At 38.8% G+C, this 20,163-nt stretch carries 19 protein-coding genes and 1 riboswitch; of the genes, 1 reads left to right on the top strand and 18 read right to left on the bottom strand.

The features are described from left to right. Positions 1-38 precede the first annotated feature (38 nt). Both EM4838_RS04985 and EM4838_RS04980 read right to left on the bottom strand, forming a co-directional pair. Positions 39-1,430 (bottom strand): RecQ family ATP-dependent DNA helicase, encoded by a 1,392-nt coding sequence (locus EM4838_RS04985; RefSeq protein WP_071866359.1) that lies wholly within the window; start codon positions 1,428-1,430, stop codon positions 39-41. Beyond that, positions 1,417-2,436 (bottom strand): helix-turn-helix domain-containing protein, encoded by a 1,020-nt coding sequence (locus tag EM4838_RS04980; RefSeq protein ID WP_071866358.1) that lies wholly within the window; start codon positions 2,434-2,436, stop codon positions 1,417-1,419. Before EM4838_RS04980 ends, EM4838_RS04985 begins: the two co-directional genes overlap by 14 nt. Before the next feature lie 29 nt (positions 2,437-2,465). Between EM4838_RS04980 and EM4838_RS04975 the strand changes: the two genes are divergently transcribed. After that, positions 2,466-2,687, top strand: coding sequence for a ferredoxin (locus EM4838_RS04975; RefSeq protein WP_010735774.1), 222 nt, complete (start codon positions 2,466-2,468; stop codon positions 2,685-2,687). Between the two features lie 258 nt (positions 2,688-2,945). Here EM4838_RS04975 and EM4838_RS04970 read toward each other — a convergent pair whose 3' ends face one another. The 16 genes from EM4838_RS04970 to dnaG form a co-directional block, all read right to left on the bottom strand. After that, positions 2,946-3,677: an alpha/beta hydrolase gene (locus tag EM4838_RS04970; protein ID WP_065096588.1), complete on the bottom strand. Its 732-nt coding sequence runs from the start codon at positions 3,675-3,677 to the stop codon at positions 2,946-2,948. Positions 3,678-3,956: 279 nt separating this feature from the next. Then, complete coding sequence (locus EM4838_RS04965) at positions 3,957-4,364, bottom strand: type II toxin-antitoxin system death-on-curing family toxin (RefSeq protein WP_071866357.1); 408 nt, start codon at positions 4,362-4,364, stop codon at positions 3,957-3,959. Continuing rightward, on the bottom strand, positions 4,361-4,597 hold the full coding sequence (locus EM4838_RS04960; RefSeq protein WP_071866356.1) for an AbrB/MazE/SpoVT family DNA-binding domain-containing protein: 237 nt from the start codon (positions 4,595-4,597) through the stop codon (positions 4,361-4,363). Before EM4838_RS04960 ends, EM4838_RS04965 begins: the two co-directional genes overlap by 4 nt. A 223-nt stretch (positions 4,598-4,820) precedes the next feature. Next, the gene (locus EM4838_RS04955; RefSeq protein ID WP_071866355.1) at positions 4,821-6,161 is read right to left on the bottom strand and encodes a M20 family metallopeptidase; all 1,341 of its coding nucleotides are present in this window, start codon (positions 6,159-6,161) and stop codon (positions 4,821-4,823) included. A gap of 376 nt (positions 6,162-6,537) precedes the next feature. Continuing rightward, on the bottom strand, positions 6,538-8,061 hold the full coding sequence (locus EM4838_RS04950; protein WP_065096592.1) for a YfcC family protein: 1,524 nt from the start codon (positions 8,059-8,061) through the stop codon (positions 6,538-6,540). A gap of 555 nt (positions 8,062-8,616) precedes the next feature. After that, positions 8,617-9,228 carry an ECF transporter S component gene (locus EM4838_RS04945; protein ID WP_019723230.1) on the bottom strand — a complete coding sequence of 204 codons (612 nt, stop codon included), beginning with the start codon at positions 9,226-9,228 and terminating at the stop codon, positions 8,617-8,619. Positions 9,229-9,355: 127 nt separating this feature from the next. Next, positions 9,356-9,478: riboswitch (FMN riboswitch) on the bottom strand. Between the two features lie 84 nt (positions 9,479-9,562). Then, entirely contained in the window at positions 9,563-10,279 is a 717-nt protein-coding gene (locus EM4838_RS04940; protein WP_071866354.1) for a pseudouridine synthase, read from the bottom strand. Beyond that, on the bottom strand, positions 10,279-10,854 hold the full coding sequence (gene scpB, locus EM4838_RS04935; protein WP_010735780.1) for an SMC-Scp complex subunit ScpB: 576 nt from the start codon (positions 10,852-10,854) through the stop codon (positions 10,279-10,281). Before scpB ends, EM4838_RS04940 begins: the two co-directional genes overlap by 1 nt. Then, positions 10,838-11,608 carry a segregation/condensation protein A gene (locus EM4838_RS04930; protein WP_269149416.1) on the bottom strand — a complete coding sequence of 257 codons (771 nt, stop codon included), beginning with the start codon at positions 11,606-11,608 and terminating at the stop codon, positions 10,838-10,840. The genes scpB and EM4838_RS04930 overlap by 17 nt, the downstream gene beginning before the upstream one ends. Further along, positions 11,605-11,973, bottom strand: coding sequence for a GNAT family N-acetyltransferase (locus EM4838_RS04925; RefSeq protein ID WP_071866353.1), 369 nt, complete (start codon positions 11,971-11,973; stop codon positions 11,605-11,607). Before EM4838_RS04925 ends, EM4838_RS04930 begins: the two co-directional genes overlap by 4 nt. 19 nt (positions 11,974-11,992) lie before the next feature. Next, positions 11,993-12,880, bottom strand: a complete 888-nt coding sequence (gene xerD / locus EM4838_RS04920; protein ID WP_071866352.1) for a site-specific tyrosine recombinase XerD — start codon at positions 12,878-12,880, stop codon at positions 11,993-11,995. 96 nt (positions 12,881-12,976) lie between these two features. After that, positions 12,977-13,450: a ferric iron uptake transcriptional regulator gene (gene fur / locus EM4838_RS04915; protein ID WP_023519469.1), complete on the bottom strand. Its 474-nt coding sequence runs from the start codon at positions 13,448-13,450 to the stop codon at positions 12,977-12,979. Between the two features lie 105 nt (positions 13,451-13,555). Further along, positions 13,556-14,419: a CvfB family protein gene (locus EM4838_RS04910; RefSeq protein WP_071866351.1), complete on the bottom strand. Its 864-nt coding sequence runs from the start codon at positions 14,417-14,419 to the stop codon at positions 13,556-13,558. Between the two features lie 287 nt (positions 14,420-14,706). Then, positions 14,707-16,767, bottom strand: coding sequence for a cell division site-positioning protein MapZ family protein (locus EM4838_RS04905; RefSeq protein ID WP_071866350.1), 2,061 nt, complete (start codon positions 16,765-16,767; stop codon positions 14,707-14,709). Positions 16,768-17,058: 291 nt separating this feature from the next. After that, a complete protein-coding gene (gene rpoD / locus EM4838_RS04900) occupies positions 17,059-18,168 on the bottom strand; it encodes an RNA polymerase sigma factor RpoD (protein ID WP_010735787.1) in 1,110 nt (369 codons plus the stop codon). 23 nt (positions 18,169-18,191) lie between these two features. Then, on the bottom strand, positions 18,192-20,033 hold the full coding sequence (gene dnaG / locus EM4838_RS04895) for a DNA primase (RefSeq protein ID WP_071866349.1): 1,842 nt from the start codon (positions 20,031-20,033) through the stop codon (positions 18,192-18,194). Positions 20,034-20,163 lie beyond the last annotated feature (130 nt).

Genomic DNA, 20,163 nt, shown 5'->3' with positions numbered 1-20,163 from the left:
ATCTTGATTGTACGAAAAAAATACCTCGCACCATTTTTTTAAAATAAATTTAGTAAAATCGTTTGCCAGTCTTTTACTTCTACGGTTGGACTTATTTGCCCTGTTTCAGTTAGAAATAATGATGCGCCATCTCGGTCACAGCAGTCTTTAGGCTTCTCTTTGAGAGTTTCATCGAAATAGTCCATCAGACGTTCTCGTCTACAGGTCGTTTCATGGATATAATCAAGCATCTGTTGTAGTTGCTTGATTTTCACTTGTTCTTGTTTTTTTAATTGAAGAAGCCATGTATCAGGACTTTGTATTTCATTTACTACCATCAGCCATTTTTGCTGGATCTCATCGAACTGAGGCGCCTCTGCTTGCCCAGTTGACAGATGTTCTTCGAAAATCTGGCGTTGTTCTTTAGACAATTGTTGGAAAAAGTAATGGATTCCTTCATCTCCTGGTCGGTAAAGCAACACAGCGCTACTAGGTCGCTGATCTCGGCCTGCTCGACCAATTTCTTGCATATAATTTTCCAAGCTATCTGGTAGATCATAATGGATGACATACCGAATATCTGCTTTATCGATCCCCATACCAAACGCATTCGTCGCAATCAAAAATTGCAGTTGATTTTGACTGAATTGTTGTTGAAGTTGGCGGCGTTGTGAGGCATCTAGCCCTCCATGATAATACCCCACAGCATAGTCTTTGCGAAACAGTTGATAAAGACGTTCGACTTCTTTTTTAGTCGCACAATAAATGATCATTGCCCCGTCTGCTTGTGCCATCAGCTGACGTAATTGCTGGTCTTTTTCATCTGTATGAAAGACAAATAATGAGATATTTTCTCGATTAACTGAATGTTTGACGAGGGCGGGTTTTATGCGAAAGAGAATGTGTTCGATCTCTTCTTGTACCGGTCGCGTGGCTGTTGCCGTCAAAGCTAAGGTAGTTGGTGATCCTAATTCTTTTGCGACTCTTCCGAGAGATTGATACTCCGGTCGAAAATCAATGCCCCACTGTGAGACACAATGAGCTTCATCGACTACGTACAACGAAATTTTTTGTTGCTTCAGCGCATGAAGTACTTCCGGTTGCTGCAACATCTCGGGACTGACAAAGACAAATTTATATTCGGATAAATGAGCTAACACATACTGTTTTTCACTTCTAGTAAGTAAGCTATTATAGGCAACCACCCTTTTCTCTCCTCGTTTTTGCAATTGCCCTACTTGATCTTCCATCAAAGAGAGTAAAGGAGAAACGATCAAGACCATCCCATCTTGCAAATAGCCAGTCAACTGATAACATAAACTTTTGCCATTACCAGTTGGCAGGATCGCTAAAACATCTTTCTGATTCAATAAGGTGGAAATAATCTCTTCCTGTCCTTGGCGAAAAGAGGAAAAACCAAAATACTGTTTCAATGGATCAAGCAAATCCATTTTTATCCCCTCCTTTAAATGTCTCGATTTGTACCAAACGAAATTCTCCGTAATCGATCGTTTGTTCTTCAAGGTCTTTATATCTTAGTGTAAGAAGTGGTCGCTCCAACAAAGCTAAAGATTTTCTTGTCTCGGAGTGGATCAGTCGTTCAAAAGGAAAATCATCAAAAAAGATGGCCCACTCGATCAAATGATCATTGATCGTCCCTTTCTTCAACCCTCGCTTGATCATCACCTGATCCACTGAATCTCCAGATAAAATCATTGCTCTTGTCGTTAACATGCTTTGATTATAATTTTGTCTTAGCAACGGTGCCAGCAAATCGTATAACAAGAAATCTGAATGCTGTTCGATAATCGCTAATAAGTGATGGATACATTGATCTTGGAATAGTTGCTGTGCTACGCCATCTTCAAGAGTGGTCAGCTGGTACGCGAGTAAGCCTGTTTGCTTTTTACCAGAAAATTGGTTCGCTAAGAAGTTCGCCTGTTCGTCTGGCATCAGAGTAAAAATAGTAGAAAGTTCCTTTGATACTTGAGCGACCAGCTCCGTTTTGGTACACGTTGCTTCTTTCAACCATCTCTTCACTTGGTACGCATAAAAAGGCCCCGTCTCTACTGGTAAATAAGCTGTTTCATTGGCGGATAAGTGAGAGACGACTTGTACAGAGAATTTCAGCAAACGCCAACTAGTAGTAGCTGTACGTCCATACTTATCATAGTGTAGTCCGGTGAGGGATTCTTTTTTTCTTCGCATTTCCCCTTTTTTTGTCAGTTGCAACTCTCGGTCTTCCCACTTTAATAATCCCTCATCTATCATCTGTTGGATCTGTTTATCAAACGTTGCTTGTTCAAGTGAAGGAAAACAACCATGAACAATTAATAATCGCTGAAAAAATCCAAAAAGTAGTACCGAGGATGTACGCTTGCCACTTAATAATTGATAGAGTGAGCTTGCTCGTAACTTGTCACTTGAAGAAAATAAAGATAAAATAAACTCAGTCATAGTAATCCCCTTACGTTAGGATGGTGAATATGTCATTATTATGTAAATTAGTTCCTGAACGTTGTATTGCATGTGGTCTATGTCAAATCGAGGCGCCTGATATCTTTGATTATGATGAAGAAGGAATCGTCTTATTTGCACAAGAACCAGAAGCACATCAACAATTCGTTCAGCCTTTAGAAGAAGCCAACGTAACCAAAGCTTATCAAAAATGTCCGGTTCGAGCAATCTTATTGGAAAAAGAAAATTGACCGCTCTCTTACAACTAACTTTTAGCAGGACTGTCCGATGATGTACTTGTTTTTTCTATCTCACAAAAATAGATGAGGTAATCGTATTCCCCTCAAGTGATAAGGCGTCATCCACGAAAATGATTCTTAAATTTTTTTGTGGATGACGCCTTATTTTTCTAGGAGCTTCCTTTGAGACGTCTGTATCCGCCGATCAGCTTGTGAAATTTTCAATTATAAACGGATCATTCCTTTTCGTCGGTTCGAAAAGTGACGCTCTTACTTGATTTGATTCAGCCAATTCATCATGGTCGTGACGATTGCTGTTTGTTGGTCTTCATTACTGATTGTTGCTTCACCATCACCTTTTTGATGACCATAACTACCAAATCCGCCGTGGTTCCCTCCAGCGATGGAAACAAATTCTGTTTGTTCAGGTAAATAAGCTTTTGCTTCATCAGCTGCTTCTTGGTTCATGACTTTGTCTTCACTTCCGGTGATACTGATGACCGGTAAATCAGTTTTTGCCAATGTCCCCTTTTCATCCGGATAACTTGCCATGAAATAAATACCTTTTAATCGTTCGTCATCCAGATTTGCATTAGCATAACGACTTGCCATCACGCCACCTAAAGAATGTCCCCCAATCACAAAATCTTGATCTTTGAAATCCTCTCTGATTTTGTCTGCTTTGTTGCCACTCAGGATCGCCAGTTCAAAAGGCATTTTAGCAATGGCTACCGTATAGCCATTTTCTGCTAGTTGTTCTGCCCATATACTATAACTTTCTGGTTCAACGAGCGCACCAGGATAAAAAATCACCATTGGATGTTCCGCCGATTTTTGCGATTCGAATAATAAATAATCCTCTTTATCTATTCCTTGCTTAAATGATTGCTCTGCTTGAGTCGATGGTTCGTACACACTTTGTTGCCAATAAAAATAACCTCCGATAGCACCTAATCCCAGTACGATCACTAATCCTATCAGGACCCTTTTGAATATTTTCAAAAAACATCACCTTCCGTCATCTTTCATTTGATACTCTTATACACTAAATAAAATACGGTAAAATTGCAAATGATTTTATGTAAGATGTTATTATTGGATATCTTTGTAAGGAGGAACAAGTGACAATGAAAATCCACCACTACTTTGACAAAATTTCTCAAAATAGTGGTGGTTTCCTACATTGTTATATTAAACTCAATTTATGTATTCACTGTTGTGCATGAACTCGCCTCATTTACTCTAGGAAACGATTAATCAACTGGAAAATCGATGTGGGAACTACTTTGGATTAACTTTTCCTGACCGAGTTAGGTAAGTCGAGACAGTTCGTTTTAATTCATCAAATTCTTTTTTACTAGTAGTAATATCTAAAATGAATTTAACTGCCTCTTGCTGGGTAAAAGTTGTTGTATATCCATTCGCTTGCAAAAATGTAATCATCGATACAAATGCTGTACGTTTGTTACCATTATGAAAAGGATGCTTTGTAGCTAAATTGATTGTAAGTATAGATGCTTTATCAAATATCGTAGGATACAAATCTCTGCCAAAAACTGACTGTGCAGGTTGATTTATTGCCATATCTAGTGCAGTTGCATCTTTTATACCGATTGTTTCACCTTGAGAATATGCTAAAATTACTTTAGCATTTATCTTTATGATGTGTTTTGAAGTCAAATATATCATAGGTCGACCAAATCTTTCAATGCTTGATCATATTGATTCATCACAGAGTCGACAATAGTATCAATATCAATTTCCTCTTGTGCTTTTACTATCCTAACTGCCCCATCTTTATCAAATATATAACTAATGGACTCTCCAGTTTTAACTCCAATATACTCTTTTACTTCATTTGGTATTGTTGTTACATCACTATTTCCAGATTTTCTGATTTTGTATTTACGAATTTTATCCATTAATTTTTTCCTTTCTGTTTATAATATATTCAATATGTAGATACATATTATCATAGTATCTACATTCCAACAAATTTCTGAGTATGTGAAATAGCTATTACGCTTGTTGCTTAATTATGGATGTTTAGATGGTGAAGAAATCCACCACTACTTTGACAAAGTTTCTCAAAATAGTGGTGGTTATTTTTTATAACTCTTATTCGTTTCTTAACTAACTATTGGTTTACTTCCCACACAAGCGATAAACCGCTTCTGCGTAGATTTCCATCGCTTTATACATGCTGCTTAATTCCCATCGTTCATTGGCTTGGTGCATGAAGTCTGGTGTATCAGGGAACATTGCACCGAAAGCGACACATTGGTTCATCGTACGGGCAAAGGTTGCTCCACCAGAAACAAATGGCTCAGTCATGTCCCCTGTGATATCACGGTACGTTCCTAATAAGTTTTGGATCAATTCGCTCTCCAAAGGAACGTATAATGAATCCAAGAAATCAAATTCTTCATATGATAAATCGTATGCTTTGATTTTTTCTGTCATTTTTTCGACAAGTTCCTCTTTTTTGAAGGTTACAGGGATACGCATGTCCACCCCGATTTTTGTTTGCTCAGGTGTGATTTCTAAACTAGCGAAGTTCATCGTCAACTCACCAGATTGTTCGTCAACAGTCTTTCCGACTACTTTTTCACCAGTCGCATTTTCTTGGACTAATTCACCTAAAAACTTAATTGGCGCAAAATCAAAAACTTCAGATAAAGCGATCGCTAAACGAGAAATCGCATTGACACCTTCTGCGGCATCCTTTGCGTGGATACTTTTTCCTAGCACTGTGATCGAGTTACCTTGATCTTCAAAATCGAAGTTGTGTTTCGTTAACGCTGCTTTTACTTCTGCCAATTTTTCGCCCGAATATGGTGCAGAATCCGGCACTACATTTAGTGCCCCACCAGCATTTACAGAAAATTCATTTGTGCCAGGACCTGTCAAGTAAGCTTGTAGCAAGCCTTTTTCTGCATAGATCAAAGGAAATTCTGCATCTGGCGCAAAGCCTTGTGTGATTCCTTCTTCTTTTTCATTGTATTTATCTAAACAACGCCAAAGGTTTTCTTCGTCCGTTCCGAAGATGAAACGAATGCGCGTATTAAATTCTACCCCTGCATCCATCAATGCTTTCACTGCATACATCGCAGCAATCGAAGGTCCTTTATCGTCTTGAGAGCCACGACCAACTAGCCAGCCATCTTTGATCGTTGGCTCAAAAGGTTTAGATTCCCAGTTTTTTTCATCGCCTCCAGGGACAACGTCCATATGGCATAAGATACCAAATAACTCGTCTCCTGAGCCTACTTCTGCATAACCATAGTAGCCTTCGGGATCTTTAAATGTTTTGAAACCTAATCCTTCACTGATTTCTAACACTTTATCTAAAGCTTCTACAACTTTTTCCCCAAAAGGATGTCCCTCTCCAGAATCAGATTCATCCAACACAGAAGGAATTCTGATCAACTCACTTAATGATTCTAATGCTTGTTCATGATGTTGTTCTGTTACAAATTGTTTCATCAACTTTGCCTCCTCATTATTTTAAAAAAAAGATGACGGCAGAAAATACTACTTTGATCCACATGTCCATCTGCTCGAGTGCAATAGGACACTATTCACGAAATTTTCTGTGAAAAAGCCCACGCCTTCGGAAATAAGCGACAAAACCCAAAATCCAAGTTTCGGGTTTTGTCGCTTATTTCTTGGCGCTGGATTCTTCAGTCACCATTTCATCAACAGAGTAACTCGTTTTTTCAAAGGTCTTGTTTCTACCGACGATCTCTTACATACAAGTGATACATCGTACATGGTGAATAAAGGATTCATATCTCTTTATTCAGTCAATAGATAGTGTTTCTTCATTTATCATAGAACTTTGGCTGTCATTTGTCTAGAATTAGAACATTGCTGCTACACCTAAGATCACACAGATAGCAACAAATAAGATGGCAATCAACTTCCCAGTGAATTTCCACCAAACGGAAATATCAAAGCGAGCAATGGCGATTGCACCCATTACGATAGCAGAAGTTGGCGTGATCAAGTTCACTAATCCAGATGCTGATTGGTAAGCAGTGATTACTAGATCTTTACCGACACCAGCAAATTCTCCCATTGGTCCCATGATGCCCATTGTAGCAGCTGCTAAGCCAGAAGTTGATGGAATCAAGAATGACATAGGGATATAGAAGATAAATGTAAGGATCAAGAAGACACTTGATGATAATGAGCTTAATCCTTGTTCTCCCCAATGTAAGATCGTATCTGTGATCAGACCGTTGTTCATCACTACTTGGATCCCACGGGCAACAGCGACAACGATTGCTACACCGATCAAGTCTGAAGCACCTGCTAAGAATTCTTTGACAAAATCAGATTCTTTCATACCAAAAGTGATTGCCACAACGATTGACATTACTAAGAATAACATTGTGATTTCAGGGAAATACCAATCGCCTAGAGGCAACATGTTTTTACCTAAAACAGTTCCAATTACAGGTAGGCCAGTTAACCAATTTGTCAATGACTCAAAAATAGTGAAGTTTTCATTCAATGTTGTCCACGGAATCAAACTAATGATCATGATACCAAAAGTAAGGAAGAACAATACATTCACATGTTTTTGTTTCTTCGTGATCATTTCTTGACGATTGATTGCTTCGATATCAAAGTGTTTCATGTCTTCTTCGCGCTGATTATATACTAAAGATTTGGTTGGATCTTTTTCGATCTTCGACGCATAGCGATACACATAAATAATAGAGATTGTTAGTAAGACAACGAACATAAAGAAACGTAACCCAATTCCTTCACCCATTGAAATACCAACGGCTTGTGATGCAACTCCTGTCGCAAATGGGTTAACTGTTGATGCCAAACAACCCACTTGAGATCCGACCAACACGATGGCTACTGCTGTGACAGTATCAAAACCAACGGCCATCATAACAGGAATCAATAATGCGTAAAATGGAATCGTTTCTTCCGCCATTCCATAAGTTGATCCACCTAAAGCGAATAAAAGCATCAATACAGGAATCAACATTTTTTCTTTCCCTTTGAAGCGTTTCACAACAGTTGCGATCCCAGCATCTAATGCGCCAGTTTTATTGATAATTCCTAAGAAACCACCAACAATTAAGATAAAGAATGAAATTGGAATTGCCGCAGGTGTTTCTTTCGTTAACTCACCCGCTGGTACACCCAACATCCCGTTGACTGGAGCCATAAAGATATCCCAAAGTCCTTGTGGATTTTGTTGGACTCTTTCGTAAGACCCTGCAATGATATTACCGGCTTCATCCACACTGTAGTGTCCTGCTGGGATGAACCATGTAAGTACAGCGATAATGGCAATAATAATGAATAAGACCGAGTACGCTGAAGGCATTTGAAATTTCTTCTTCGTTGTTTGTTCCATTTTCTTCTTCCTTTCTTGTTTCAAAAATCTTTGACACATCGGTATTTTATCAAAAAGATGATAAGAACAAAAATAATAACTAGTAGATTCGATAAATTTTATTCAAAACCCTCGTTTATTGTCCCTCCTTTGATTATTTAATTGAAATGCTTTATTCATACCAATTGTAGCGTTTCCGTCGTCTATTATATCAGGTCCATCTAACAAACAAAAGGAGAAGAATTTCACGTTAAAACGCATAAAATACATTTTTATACAAAAAGGCAAAAAATACTCAGACACGATTTATAAAACGCTTACACAATGTCGGTTATTGAATTTTTTTTCATAACAAAATATTAAGAAAAACTTTAAAAAAATATGTGTTAGCTATAAGAATACCTATGATTGGTCATTTGTTATCATCCCAAAAAACTATCTAGGCTCTATATAAATAACTGGAAATGCCCTTTTTAATAAAAAAAAACTTGAAAGTAGGAACTACTACTTTCAAGTTTACTTGTATTTTCTATATTATAATATATCGTAGTTTTTTTAAAAAAGAGTCGTTTACTTTTATTTTACCACGCTATGTCGTTTTTCTAACTGGTGTTGTTTTCTGCTCAACCAAGGCAGTAGTTTGGCGTGTAAGACAAGGAATGCCACACTAACGATAAATCCTTTGATCAAGTTAAAAGGTACGATACCGATCAAAATGTAATTTGCCAGTGGCATACCTAACATTTGGGTTGCGTTAAGGCCTAAAAATGTTAAATAAAGAGGTGTGATCACAAAATAGTTCGCAATACTCATGAAAATGGTTAGTGCAAGTGTTCCACTGATCACGCCTAAAATTTGATTTTTTCCTTTTTGGTATTTGTTTCTTTTGAAGATGTAGAAAATCGGTAAAGTAAAGACCGCTGTTGAAAAGAAACTAGCGACGTCGCCAACTAGATTCTCCGGACTAAAACCGGTCATGATCAAATGTAAGATCGAACGTAAAAACGCGGTAACGATCCCCGCTAACGGACCAAATAAAAACATGCTGATCAAAACTGGGATATCACTAAAATCGATTTTCAAAAAGCTAAATGTTGGCATGATTGGAAATGAGAAAAATTGCAAAACCAATCCGATTGCAGCAAATAATGCGACCGCAACCATTTTTTGTACTCTGGTGTTCTTCATGTTGAAATCCTCCTGTTGGGATTCCTCTTCAGCGAACTATTCAACCACGTAAACACAAACAAAAAAACTCTATTTTCGCAGGGGAAAATAGAGTTAGAGTCATTTGTACATACGTATGCCAAATAAGCTCTATCTTCTTTATCCAGACTTTACTGTCGGTATCGGAATTTCACCGATTCAGCTACTCGCAAAAGTAGGTCGTGGACTATAACCACCGGTCGGGAATTTCACCCTGCCCCTGAAGACGAACCATATCTAATTTTTGTTTACCTTTTTATTATACTTATTTCATAACAAAAAAGCAAGGTATTTAACCTTACAAAAAGTAAGTTATTTATTTTGATTGATTCAATAACTGACTGATTTCTTTTTTATTCAGCTCACGATACTCACCAGGACGTAAACCTTGCAAGGTCAATTCGCCATATTTTTCTCGTTTTAATTTTTGCACAGGTAACCCGACGGCTTGTAGCATGTTTTTTACTTGGTGGTTACGGCCTTCATGGATCGTTAATTCTACGATACTATGATTCGTATGAGGATCAACAGATAAAATTGCATACTTTGCAGGTGACGTTTTCTTTCCTTCAATTTTGATTCCTTTTGTCAATGGATTCAGCGCTGACTTAGTGGCGATCCCTTTGACTTTGGCAACATATACTTTATCAACTTCATGCTTTGGATGCGTCAATCGTTGCGCAAAATCACCATCATTCGTCAATAAAAGTATGCCAGAAGTATCATAATCTAGTCGTCCAACTGGATAGATGCGCTCTTTGACCATTGGTAATAGGTATGTCACTACTTTCCGGCCCTTGTCATCTGCTACAGCAGAAATGACCCCTTTTGGCTTATAAAGTAAATAGTAGCCATATTCTTCTTGATAGATCGGCACTTGGTCGACTTCCACTGTATCGTGTTTGCCAACTTTTACGCCAAGTTCTTTGACGACTTGACCATTTACTTTTACTCGACCAGCCAAAATATATTCTTCGGCTTTACGGCGAGAGGTAATTCCTGCGTGAGCAATTACTTTTTGTAATCTTTCCATTATATGTTTTCTCCTTCATGCACGCCATCAAAAAATAAATCAAGGGGTGCGTCTTCTTCCAGTGAACGTTCGATATCTTGAATATCGGGTAACTCATTTAGCGATCTCAGACCAAAATAATCTAAAAAATGACTTGTGGTCCCGTAAAGGATCGGACGACCTGGTCCATCGACTCGCCCTTTTTCTTCGATCAGTTGGTGTGCAGTCAAGCGTTGGATCGCGCCAGAAACTTGAACACCACGAATCAACTCAACCTCACTTCTAGTGATCGGTTGCTTATATGCAATGATTGCTAGTGTTTCGACTGCCGCTTGTGACAAGGTATTCGATGTCCCTTGCGCGTATCTTTTGACGATCGGCGCTAACTCCTTTTTGGTAGTCAGCACGAGTTGTTTTTCTGTTTCAAAAAGATGTAACGCTGTGTTGTCATTTGCTTCATAACTAGCTGCCAACTCTGCCACTAAAGCAGTCGTTTCTTCTCGTGTATAGGTCAGTAAGGCACTCAATTCTTCAATTGTCGTTCCTTCTTCTCCTACTATAAATAAGATTGCTTCAAGTTCACTTAATTTCGTCATGTTGTGTATCTCCTACTGCTGGATAAAGCATGATTGATTCATAATTTTTTTCTTGCTGAGCCACGATCTGTCCATTTTTCATCAATTCGAGGATCGCCAAAAATGTTGTGACGACTTCGTTTCTAGAAGGCGTTTCAAAAAAAGATTCGAACAAACAGCCATTTTTTTGAGAGACGATGCGCTGTTGGATAAATGTCATTCGTTCTTCGATTGTCGCATCATCAGGTGCGATCGTTTTTTCTTCTTTTTGGGCAAATTTCTTTCGTTCTAAAATTTTCTGCATGGCTTGAAATAAATCGATTTTTTTCACTTGTCCACGCTTCAATGGTTTTTCTTGACCCAATAACTCATCGATTGCAGAAGGTTCTTTTGTGAAATACAAACTACGTTCTTCTGCCTTTTCAGTAAGCTTCTCTGCTGCATATTTGAATTTGCGGTATTCTAACAGCTGATTAACTAATTCGTCACGAGGATCTTCTTCCCAAAATTCTTCTTCGTCATTGCTCACTTCTTGGATAGGCAATAAAGTCTTGCTTTTGATTGCCATCAGTGTTGCCGCCATGACGAGATATTCTCCTGCCACAGCTAACTCAAGCGTCTTCATCGTATGGATATAGTTCATGTATTGTTCCGTGATAGTGGCGATCGGGATATCGTAAATATCGATCGACATATCTTGGATCAGATGAAGGAGTAAATCTAATGGACCTTCAAAGACATCTAATTTGATATTGATTTCTGTCACATCATTCACTCTTTCTTATTTTCCTTGATCCATCTACTTAAATAAGCTTCTGTGATATCCGTTGGATGGATCAACACATCAGGGTATTTTGCTTGCAATTCATTCAACATTTGAAACCCGATATTCTCCCCCCGGTAGGAAGGATTCAACGAAATATCGTGAATCGTCATCTGATCTTTATCATTCCAATGAACACCAATGACTCCTTGGATATTTGTAGAATCTTCAGGTGTATAGAAAAAAAGTTCATAATCCTCAGCAGATTCATACGTATCGATCTCTTTTAGTAAACTTGATTCTGCATTTAACTTTTTATGAAAGCTCAATAGTCCCATCGCGATTTTTCGGTTTTCTTTTCGATAATGTGTTAACATTTTCTCACCATCCTATAAACTAAGCCCTTGGGAAATGCTGCTTGTAGACATCTGTCATTCTTTTTTTCGTGATATGTGTATAGATCTGTGTCGTTGAAATATCTGCATGACCTAATAGTTCTTGAACGGTACGTAAATCCGCCCCATTCTCTAGTAAATGTGTCGCAAAACTATGCCTCAATGTATGAGGGGTCACGTCTTTGTAGATCCCTGCTTCTCGAACAAGTTGTTTTAAATTTTTCCATATTCCTTGTCGAGAGAGACCTGAACCATGATGATTCAAAAAAACGTGGGTTTCAGATGGATTTTTGACTAGTAAAGGACGAACCTCATCCAAATAACGTTCTAACCATTGAATCGCATAATCGCCTAAAGGGATGATTCGTTCTTTATCTCCTTTACCTAAGGTTTGGACCAGCCCTAAAGACAAGTGCAAATCGCCTAACTTCAGTCCGACTAACTCACTCACACGCATCCCTGTTGCATACATGACTTCTAAAATAGCGCGATCTCTGATCCCTAAATTTTTCGATGTATCAGGTGTTTCGATCAGTCGTTCTACTTCCTTTAAAGACAACGTACTTGGCAACTTTTGGGCTTTCTTCGGTGTCTCGATATGTTGCATTGGATCTTGTTCTGTATACCGTTCTTGTCGCAAAAATTGATGGAATTTTCTTAAACTTGTGATCATACGTGTAATCGTTGCAGAAGCCTTATTTTCCGCATGCAACGTTTCTAAGTATTGGATGACGACAAATCGATCAATTGTTTGCCAAGAGGTTATCTCGTGTTCTTTCAGATAGTGCAAGTATTGATTCAAGTCTCGTTCATAACTTTTTCGAGTATTGAACGATAATCCACGCTCGATACTTAAATAGCGAAGATATTCATTGATTTCTTCTTCCATCATTCTCACCTCATGCTTCTTTATCATATCAGATAGCCTTTGGTTTCGGTAGTCTATTTTTTCGTAGACACTTCAAAGAAAAAGCCGTCTATCAATTCAGACGGTCTTTCTTTCTTTTTTCTTATTATAGCATTCTTGGCAGATACCATGAAAGGTCAAACGATGATCTTTGACAAAAAAGTGGTAACGCTGTTCGATCACTTGTTCAACTTCACTTAGCAGATCTTCTTCGACTTCCTCGATCGTTCCACAATCTAAGCACAGGAGATGATGATGAAAATGTTTGGCTCCTTCTTTTCGCAGATCATACCGAGCCACACCATCATTGAAGCTGACTTTGTCGATGACTTTTAGATCCGTTAGAATCTCCAACGTCCGATAAACGGTGGCCAAACCAATCTCAGAGTTTTTCTTTTTGACTAGAAAGAAAACTTCTTCTGCTGACAAGTGTTCTTTTTCGTTCTCTAAGAGGACGAGCAAGGTTGCTTCGCGTTGTGGGGTCAGTTTAAACCCAGATTCATGTAGCTGTTGTTTTGTTTTTTTCATTACTGACATTGTATTCATGCCCATTTTTCTCAACCCCAACAATTTATAATGATTATAATTAAGATATCTAATCAACCGTTCTAGATTAAAATTATTATAAGCTAGACGAGAAAAACATGCAAGTCATTCTCAATTAGATTTTTTTGCTAATTTCGTCACGCCATCCTCTTGTTTGATCAATCCTTGTTTCAATAAATTACCAATCGCACGCTTAAATGCTCCTTTACTGATTCCAAACGCACGCATGATCTCATCTGGATCTGATTTGTCAGTGAATGCGATTTGTTGATCTGCCGAACGTTCTAAAATCGTTAAGATCATTTGTGCATCATCAGAAATCGTTTCATGTGCACGTGGTTTCAAAGAGATATTCAACACACCATCAGGTCTAGCCCCAACTACGCGTCCTTCTACTTTTTCACCTAAACGTGGTTCGCGGTAACGTTCTGAAGGATGGATGAACCCAATATAAAAATCATCCGTCAGCAAATACGTTCCCGTCAGCTTCAAACGATAAGCGATTCCTGAGATGTTTTTATTTTTCAATTCTTCTGAACCTTGCTTACTTAGTGATTTGAAGATTCTTTCTTCTGCTAAACTTCCCCAAATGCGATCTTTCGCGTCGACACGTAAAGCGATCATCAACTGATCACCTTTTTTAGGCCACAACTCAGTCATTGTAGGTAGCTCATCCAGTGAAACAACAAAATCTTTATCCGGTAAACCAATATCAACAAAGACACCTAGATCTTTTCTTGAAGAAGTGACTGTTCCAAAGGCATAATGTCCGATGCGACTCTTCGGGATCACCGTTGTAAAACGATTTTCTTGTTTTTGATTCTGGTAACCAAACCCTTCGACTGCTTCGCCGATCGTATGCTCCCCTTCCTCTTTACTTAAACGGAAAGTTTGTCCATTTTTCTGGACAAAATAATTTTTTTCATTTTCGTCAATCACCATTGCGGTAAAGACATTTGCTAATAATTCGTTCATCTTTTTCTCCTTTTCTAAAAGGCCTTTGTATTCCAACATTTCTTTGCTATCATAACATAACGACAGGTTTATGGATAGAGATTCTCTATAAAAGGTTGAGACGCAAGCGTTCAACTGAAATAGGCCATAAAACCCAAAAATATCCTCATATTTTTGGATTCTAAGGCCTATTCTTGACGTTATGATAGAAAGAAAAATTGTTTGTGGACCATTGTTGTTTCGCTTTGAGGGAATAGTAAATTAGGTTGATAGAACTCTATGTCATACTAAAGCAAACTAACAATCATCTAGTTGCTACCGTTCCCACCAAACCAACCAGTTTTACAATTGATCGTGACGATATAAAATGGTAGTGCACTTTCGCCGATGCCACTCATCAATGACGATTTAGTTGAAGTCGCATAAAGGTTGTAGTAACCTTCACCGTTTTCGATGCGAGCTTTCTCTAATCGATAACCACCTTCAACGATATATCCTCGTGCAATACTTGTTGCGATCACACTTTCTTTGACTCCTGGCGCCCAATCCCAAGCAGGATTAGATGCATCTGCGACATCACTGGCTCTTGTTTCCATGATTGGACGGTTTGCGGAATTTGTCGCTGGCGTTGTCTGTGTCGACTCAGTTTGTTGAGCAGCTGCCTCTGCTTGTGCTTGTGCTTGTGCTTCAGCCTGTGCCTGCGCTTGTTTCGCTTCTTCGGCTTTCTTCGCTTCTTCGGCTTTCTTCGCCTCTTCTGCTTTCTTCGCTTCTTCTTTTTTCGTCAAAGCTTCATCGACTTTATCCAATTCAGTCGCAAGTGCTTTGACTAATTCTGCATTTTTTACTTTCGCCACTTCTACTTTTGCTGTCTCGTACTGCTCTTTCGTTGCTGAATCTTTTACTTGACCATCTGCATAGATCACAGCAGTTTTTTCTTTTGCTGTTTGAAGTTGTTGATACTGTTTGGTTGCTTCATTTGTCGCTTTGTCGATCAATTGACCAAATGCTGTATCTTCTGTTTCAAAACTTTGGATTGCTTGGTCAGCTTTCAATTTGGGTTCTGCGATCAGTTGATCATCTGCGATAACTGGTGTAACAAACCATTCATTGACCGTTTGGATCTGTTTGATCTTTGATTGGATATCTTCAAAGGTTTTTTCCAGATCTGCATAACCTTTTTCATCTTTGACCTCATTCAATGATGCCCTTAATTTTGACAAGTCTTGATTGATCATACTTGTACGAATGAACTGTTCATCATCATCTAAATAAAACGCAGCTAAATCTGATTGTAATTCAGCCATTTTATCTTGTTTACGTTGGGTTTCAGCTGCGATTTCTGCTTGGACTTTTTGCTGATGATCATAATACATCCAACCACCTGCACCAAGTAAAAGCACTGCCGCACTCGTCAGGTATAATCTTTTTTTGGATTTCTTTGATCCTCGATCATTTGGCAATTCTTCTTTTTTGATGGACGCATTGCTTGTTTCTTGTTCCTCAACCTTTGTCTGTTCCGGCTGTGTTTCCACCAGTTCAGTTGTTTCAGGAGCTTCTTTTGGTTGCGGTGCATCTGTTGAAGCAGCTTTCGTACTCTCAACCTTAGAACTTTCCTCTTCGATCGGTTCAGTCGGCTCTACAGGTTCTTCCGTAGAAACTGGGGCAGTTTCTTCTATATTTGTAATTACGTCTACTTGTTCTTCTGTACTTGTTGAAGAATCTTCGACCACAGTATCTTCAATGATCGTTTCTTCTGTTGGTTTTTCCACTGGTGACTCTTTTATTGCATCCTCTTGAGATTTTTCAGGAGAAACTTGCTCCGTTGTATTTTCCGACAAGCGAATGTCGACTGAATCCTCACCCGTTGCTGCCGCCGTTTCGATCATTCTAAGCAGCTCTTTTGCGTGTTCTTCAGTCGTATCTTCACGATGCGCCTTGATGTAAGCAGCTAGAATGGAATTTTCTTCTTCATTGTTTACTGCTTCTTTTAATTCAGCTACTCGTTTTTTCTGCTGCGCTTTTTCTCTTTGCTCAGAGGTAGCAGAGTGATCTGTCTCTGTTTTTTCTTTGCCAAGATTGGTATTTTCTTTTTTATCTACTTGATCATCCTTTGACTCAGTGCTCGTGTCACTTGAGTCAAACAACTCCATGACAGATTCCAATGGTAGATCTTTTAGTTCTGACCATTCGATTGGATCATTCACGATACTGTCTGGATAAACTTCCTCAGCTGTTTCGTCTAACGATTGATTGTCATCTGTTTGCGGTAATTGTGTTAGTTCATCTTGTTGTGGTTCAAAGTCACATTCTGGACATTTTGATTGATCTTTGATTTTTTCTGATCCACATTTTGGACATTTTTTTATCACTTAGCGATCGGCTCCTTTACTAGGTTTTCGCTACCATTAAATCTACCATAATCTAATCCACACGCCAATAGGATATCCTAAGGATTTTATAAAAAAACAAATAAGTCCTTCAGTAAAAAATAAATAACGACCGTAATGAACTACTCTGTTTAAACGATCCTTTGTTGAAAACCAGTTGAATCATTTGATAAAAAACAAACCCTCAATAGCTGGAGAGATCTCCTACTTTGAGGGTTTTCTATCATTCAAGAAAAATGATCTGTTTTTTTCGTTTAAAAAATTATTTCTTGATTATTCCAAGAAATCTTTCAATTGTTTTGAGCGTGATGGGTGGCGAAGTTTTCTTAATGCTTTTGCTTCGATTTGTCGAATACGTTCACGAGTCACGCCGAAGACTTTACCTACTTCTTCCAACGTACGTGTACGGCCATCATCTAAGCCAAAACGCAAACGTAAGACGTTTTCTTCACGATCTGTCAAAGTATCTAAGACATCTTCTAATTGCTCTTTCAGTAATTCATACGCTGCATGTTCCGCAGGACTAGTTGCTTCTTGGTCCTCGATAAAATCACCTAAATGCGAATCATCTTCTTCACCGATTGGTGTTTCTAATGAGACAGGTTCTTGAGCGATTTTTAAGATTTCGCGTACTTTTTCTGTAGGAAGATCCATTTCAGCACCGATTTCTTCAGGCGTTGGTTCTCTTCCTAAGTCTTGTAGTAATTGACGTTGAATACGGATCAATTTATTGATGGTTTCTACCATATGCACTGGAATACGAATCGTGCGGGCTTGGTCAGCAATTGCACGTGTGATCGCTTGACGGATCCACCAAGTTGCGTAGGTAGAAAATTTGAACCCTTTACGGTAGTCAAATTTTTCAACAGCTTTCATCAATCCCATATTTCCTTCTTGGATCAAATCTAAAAATTGCATCCCACGACCCACATATCTTTTGGCAATACTTACAACTAAACGAAGGTTGGCTTCAGCCAAGCGTTGTTTCGCTTCTTGGTCACCTTCTTCGATCTTCAATGCTAATGCTACTTCTTCTTCTGCAGTTAAAAGGGAGACGCGGCCAATTTCTTTGAGGTACATCCGAACAGGATCATTGATTTTGACGCCTGTTGGTGCAGAAAGATCTTCTGTTTTAGCTTGTTCTGCTTTTTTCTCAGCACTTTTCAGACTGTGGATCGATGGTTCACCATTCTCGTCAACGACGCTGATACCTGCGTCCTCTACTTTTTGGATCAACTTATCCATCTCATCTGCATTTAAAGTGAATGGTGTCGCAAGTTTATTTGATAGATCATCATAAATCACTTGCCCTTTTGGTTTATTTTCTTTAATGAACGCTGCCACTGCTGCTTCATATTTTTTAACATCTGTTCCATTTGCCATAAAAGAAGGCCCCCTTTAAGTAGCTATTCGGCTTGTTTTAACTGTTTCGTTAAATTAATGATCTCAATCGTCAATTCCAATTCTAACTGTTTGTTCCCGGTACGTCGTGCTTCTTGCTGCATCTGTTTTTTTGTTATGATTTCTTCAGCTAAGCCCGATTTACTGATCACTCTCAGTAAGTCTTGGATCTCACGCGGCGTACTTTCTTCCGCCATTCGCATGTATTCGATCTCGACCACTATCCGCCTTAAATTTTCATCTTGCAAGAAGTCTAAAAACTCCGCAAGTTTGAATTCTCCATTTTGAGATACAAACGCATCAAATAAAAAATAGATTTCTGCATAAGTATCATGAATAAATTGAACCCCTTGTTCCTTGAGTAGATTACGCACAGCAAGTTCTTTGAACGCGCGATACAATAGCATTTGTTCTGCTTTTTCAACCTGAGATAGTGGACGTTTTTGTCTGATCGTTCCAGATTTTACGGACACCTGCTCTGTCGTTGGTTGAGCTTGTTCTTGCTTGGTTGGTTGATTCTTTCGGCGCAGATCACGTATTTGTTTTTGCATCGTTTCTCGACTCAGCTGAAATTCTGCTGATAACTGCGTTAAATACATGTCTTGTTCGATTGGCGAAACAACTTTACTCAATTCACTTAGTACCGCTTCAAGATATTCAATTTTATCTTTTTCATTTTCCAGATTTTTTTCTTGCTTCAAATAACGCGATTTAAAAGCAAAAATGGTTTCTCGTCCGTGTAAAACTAATTCTTGAAAAGCATCTTCCCCATACTTTCTCAAGTACTCATCTGGATCGAGTTTTTCTGGGATCGCTACGACAGATAATTGCATTCGACTATTTTGACGCAATAGCTCGATGCCTCGGTTCGTAGCTTCTACTCCCGCACGGTCACCATCATAACAAAACACTAATTCTTTTGTCAGTTTTTCCATCTGCTGAATCTGTTGAGTCGTGAGACTTGTTCCCATGGAGGCTAAACCAGTCTTGACACCCGCTTGCCATGCAGCGATAACATCCATAAACCCTTCGAATAGTAAGATTTCACCCGACTTGCGGATCTCACTACGTGCTTTGTCTAAGTTGAATAAGACTTGTCTTTTGTTGAACAGATCCGTTTCAGGACTGTTCAAATATTTTGGTTGATCTTTTGTATCGTGTTCACCAGCCAAGTAACGACCAGAAAACCCGATCGTCCGACCTTGACCATTACGAAGAGGAAACATGATCCGTTGATAAAAACGATCCGACATCCGTCCATCATCATGGGTCACAAACAAGCCGGACTGCTGGAATACTTCCTCAGAATAGTCTTCATTTTGGAATACTTGTTGTAAAAATGAGCGTTCATTTGGCGAAAAACCGATCTTGAATTCTTCGATCAACTCGGTGGTCAGACCGCGTTCGAGTAAATAATTTAACGCTGGCTCACCTACTTTTGTGTGCAACAACATGTGATGATAAACTTCTACTGCTTTTTCATGAGCCGCAATCAATTTACCAGTAGCTGAATCTCCGGTTTGAGCAGTTGACGTTTGTTGTCGCCACTGATCTTCGAGTTGGATCTGTTCTAAATCAGCGACCTTGACTACTGCTTCTGGAAAAGACAGACCTTCCAATTCTTGAAGAAACGTAAAGACATTCCCACCTTTTCCACAACCAAAGCAATGGAAAATCTGCTTATCTTCCGCCACCGAAAATGAAGGAGTACGTTCTTCATGGAAAGGGCAGAGACCTAAATAATTCTTCCCAGATTTTTTCAACTGGACGTATTGCCCAATCACCTCAACGATATTCGTTTGATTACGAATCGTCTCAATGGTCTCTTGAGGGATCCTTTGAGCCATATTCTCACCCCCTGCATTAGTTGATATCTCATACTCATCGACAAGACATTTCAGGAGAATAACCGGTAAAAAATCGCACTAACGAAAATCAGTGCGATTTTAAAGGACACAATTATACATGTTTCATTGT

It is taken from the genome of Enterococcus mundtii, from assembly GCF_002813755.1.
Taxonomy (GTDB): Bacteria; Bacillota; Bacilli; order Lactobacillales; family Enterococcaceae; genus Enterococcus_B; species Enterococcus_B mundtii.
This window is presented reverse-complemented; position numbering and strand designations above follow the sequence as displayed.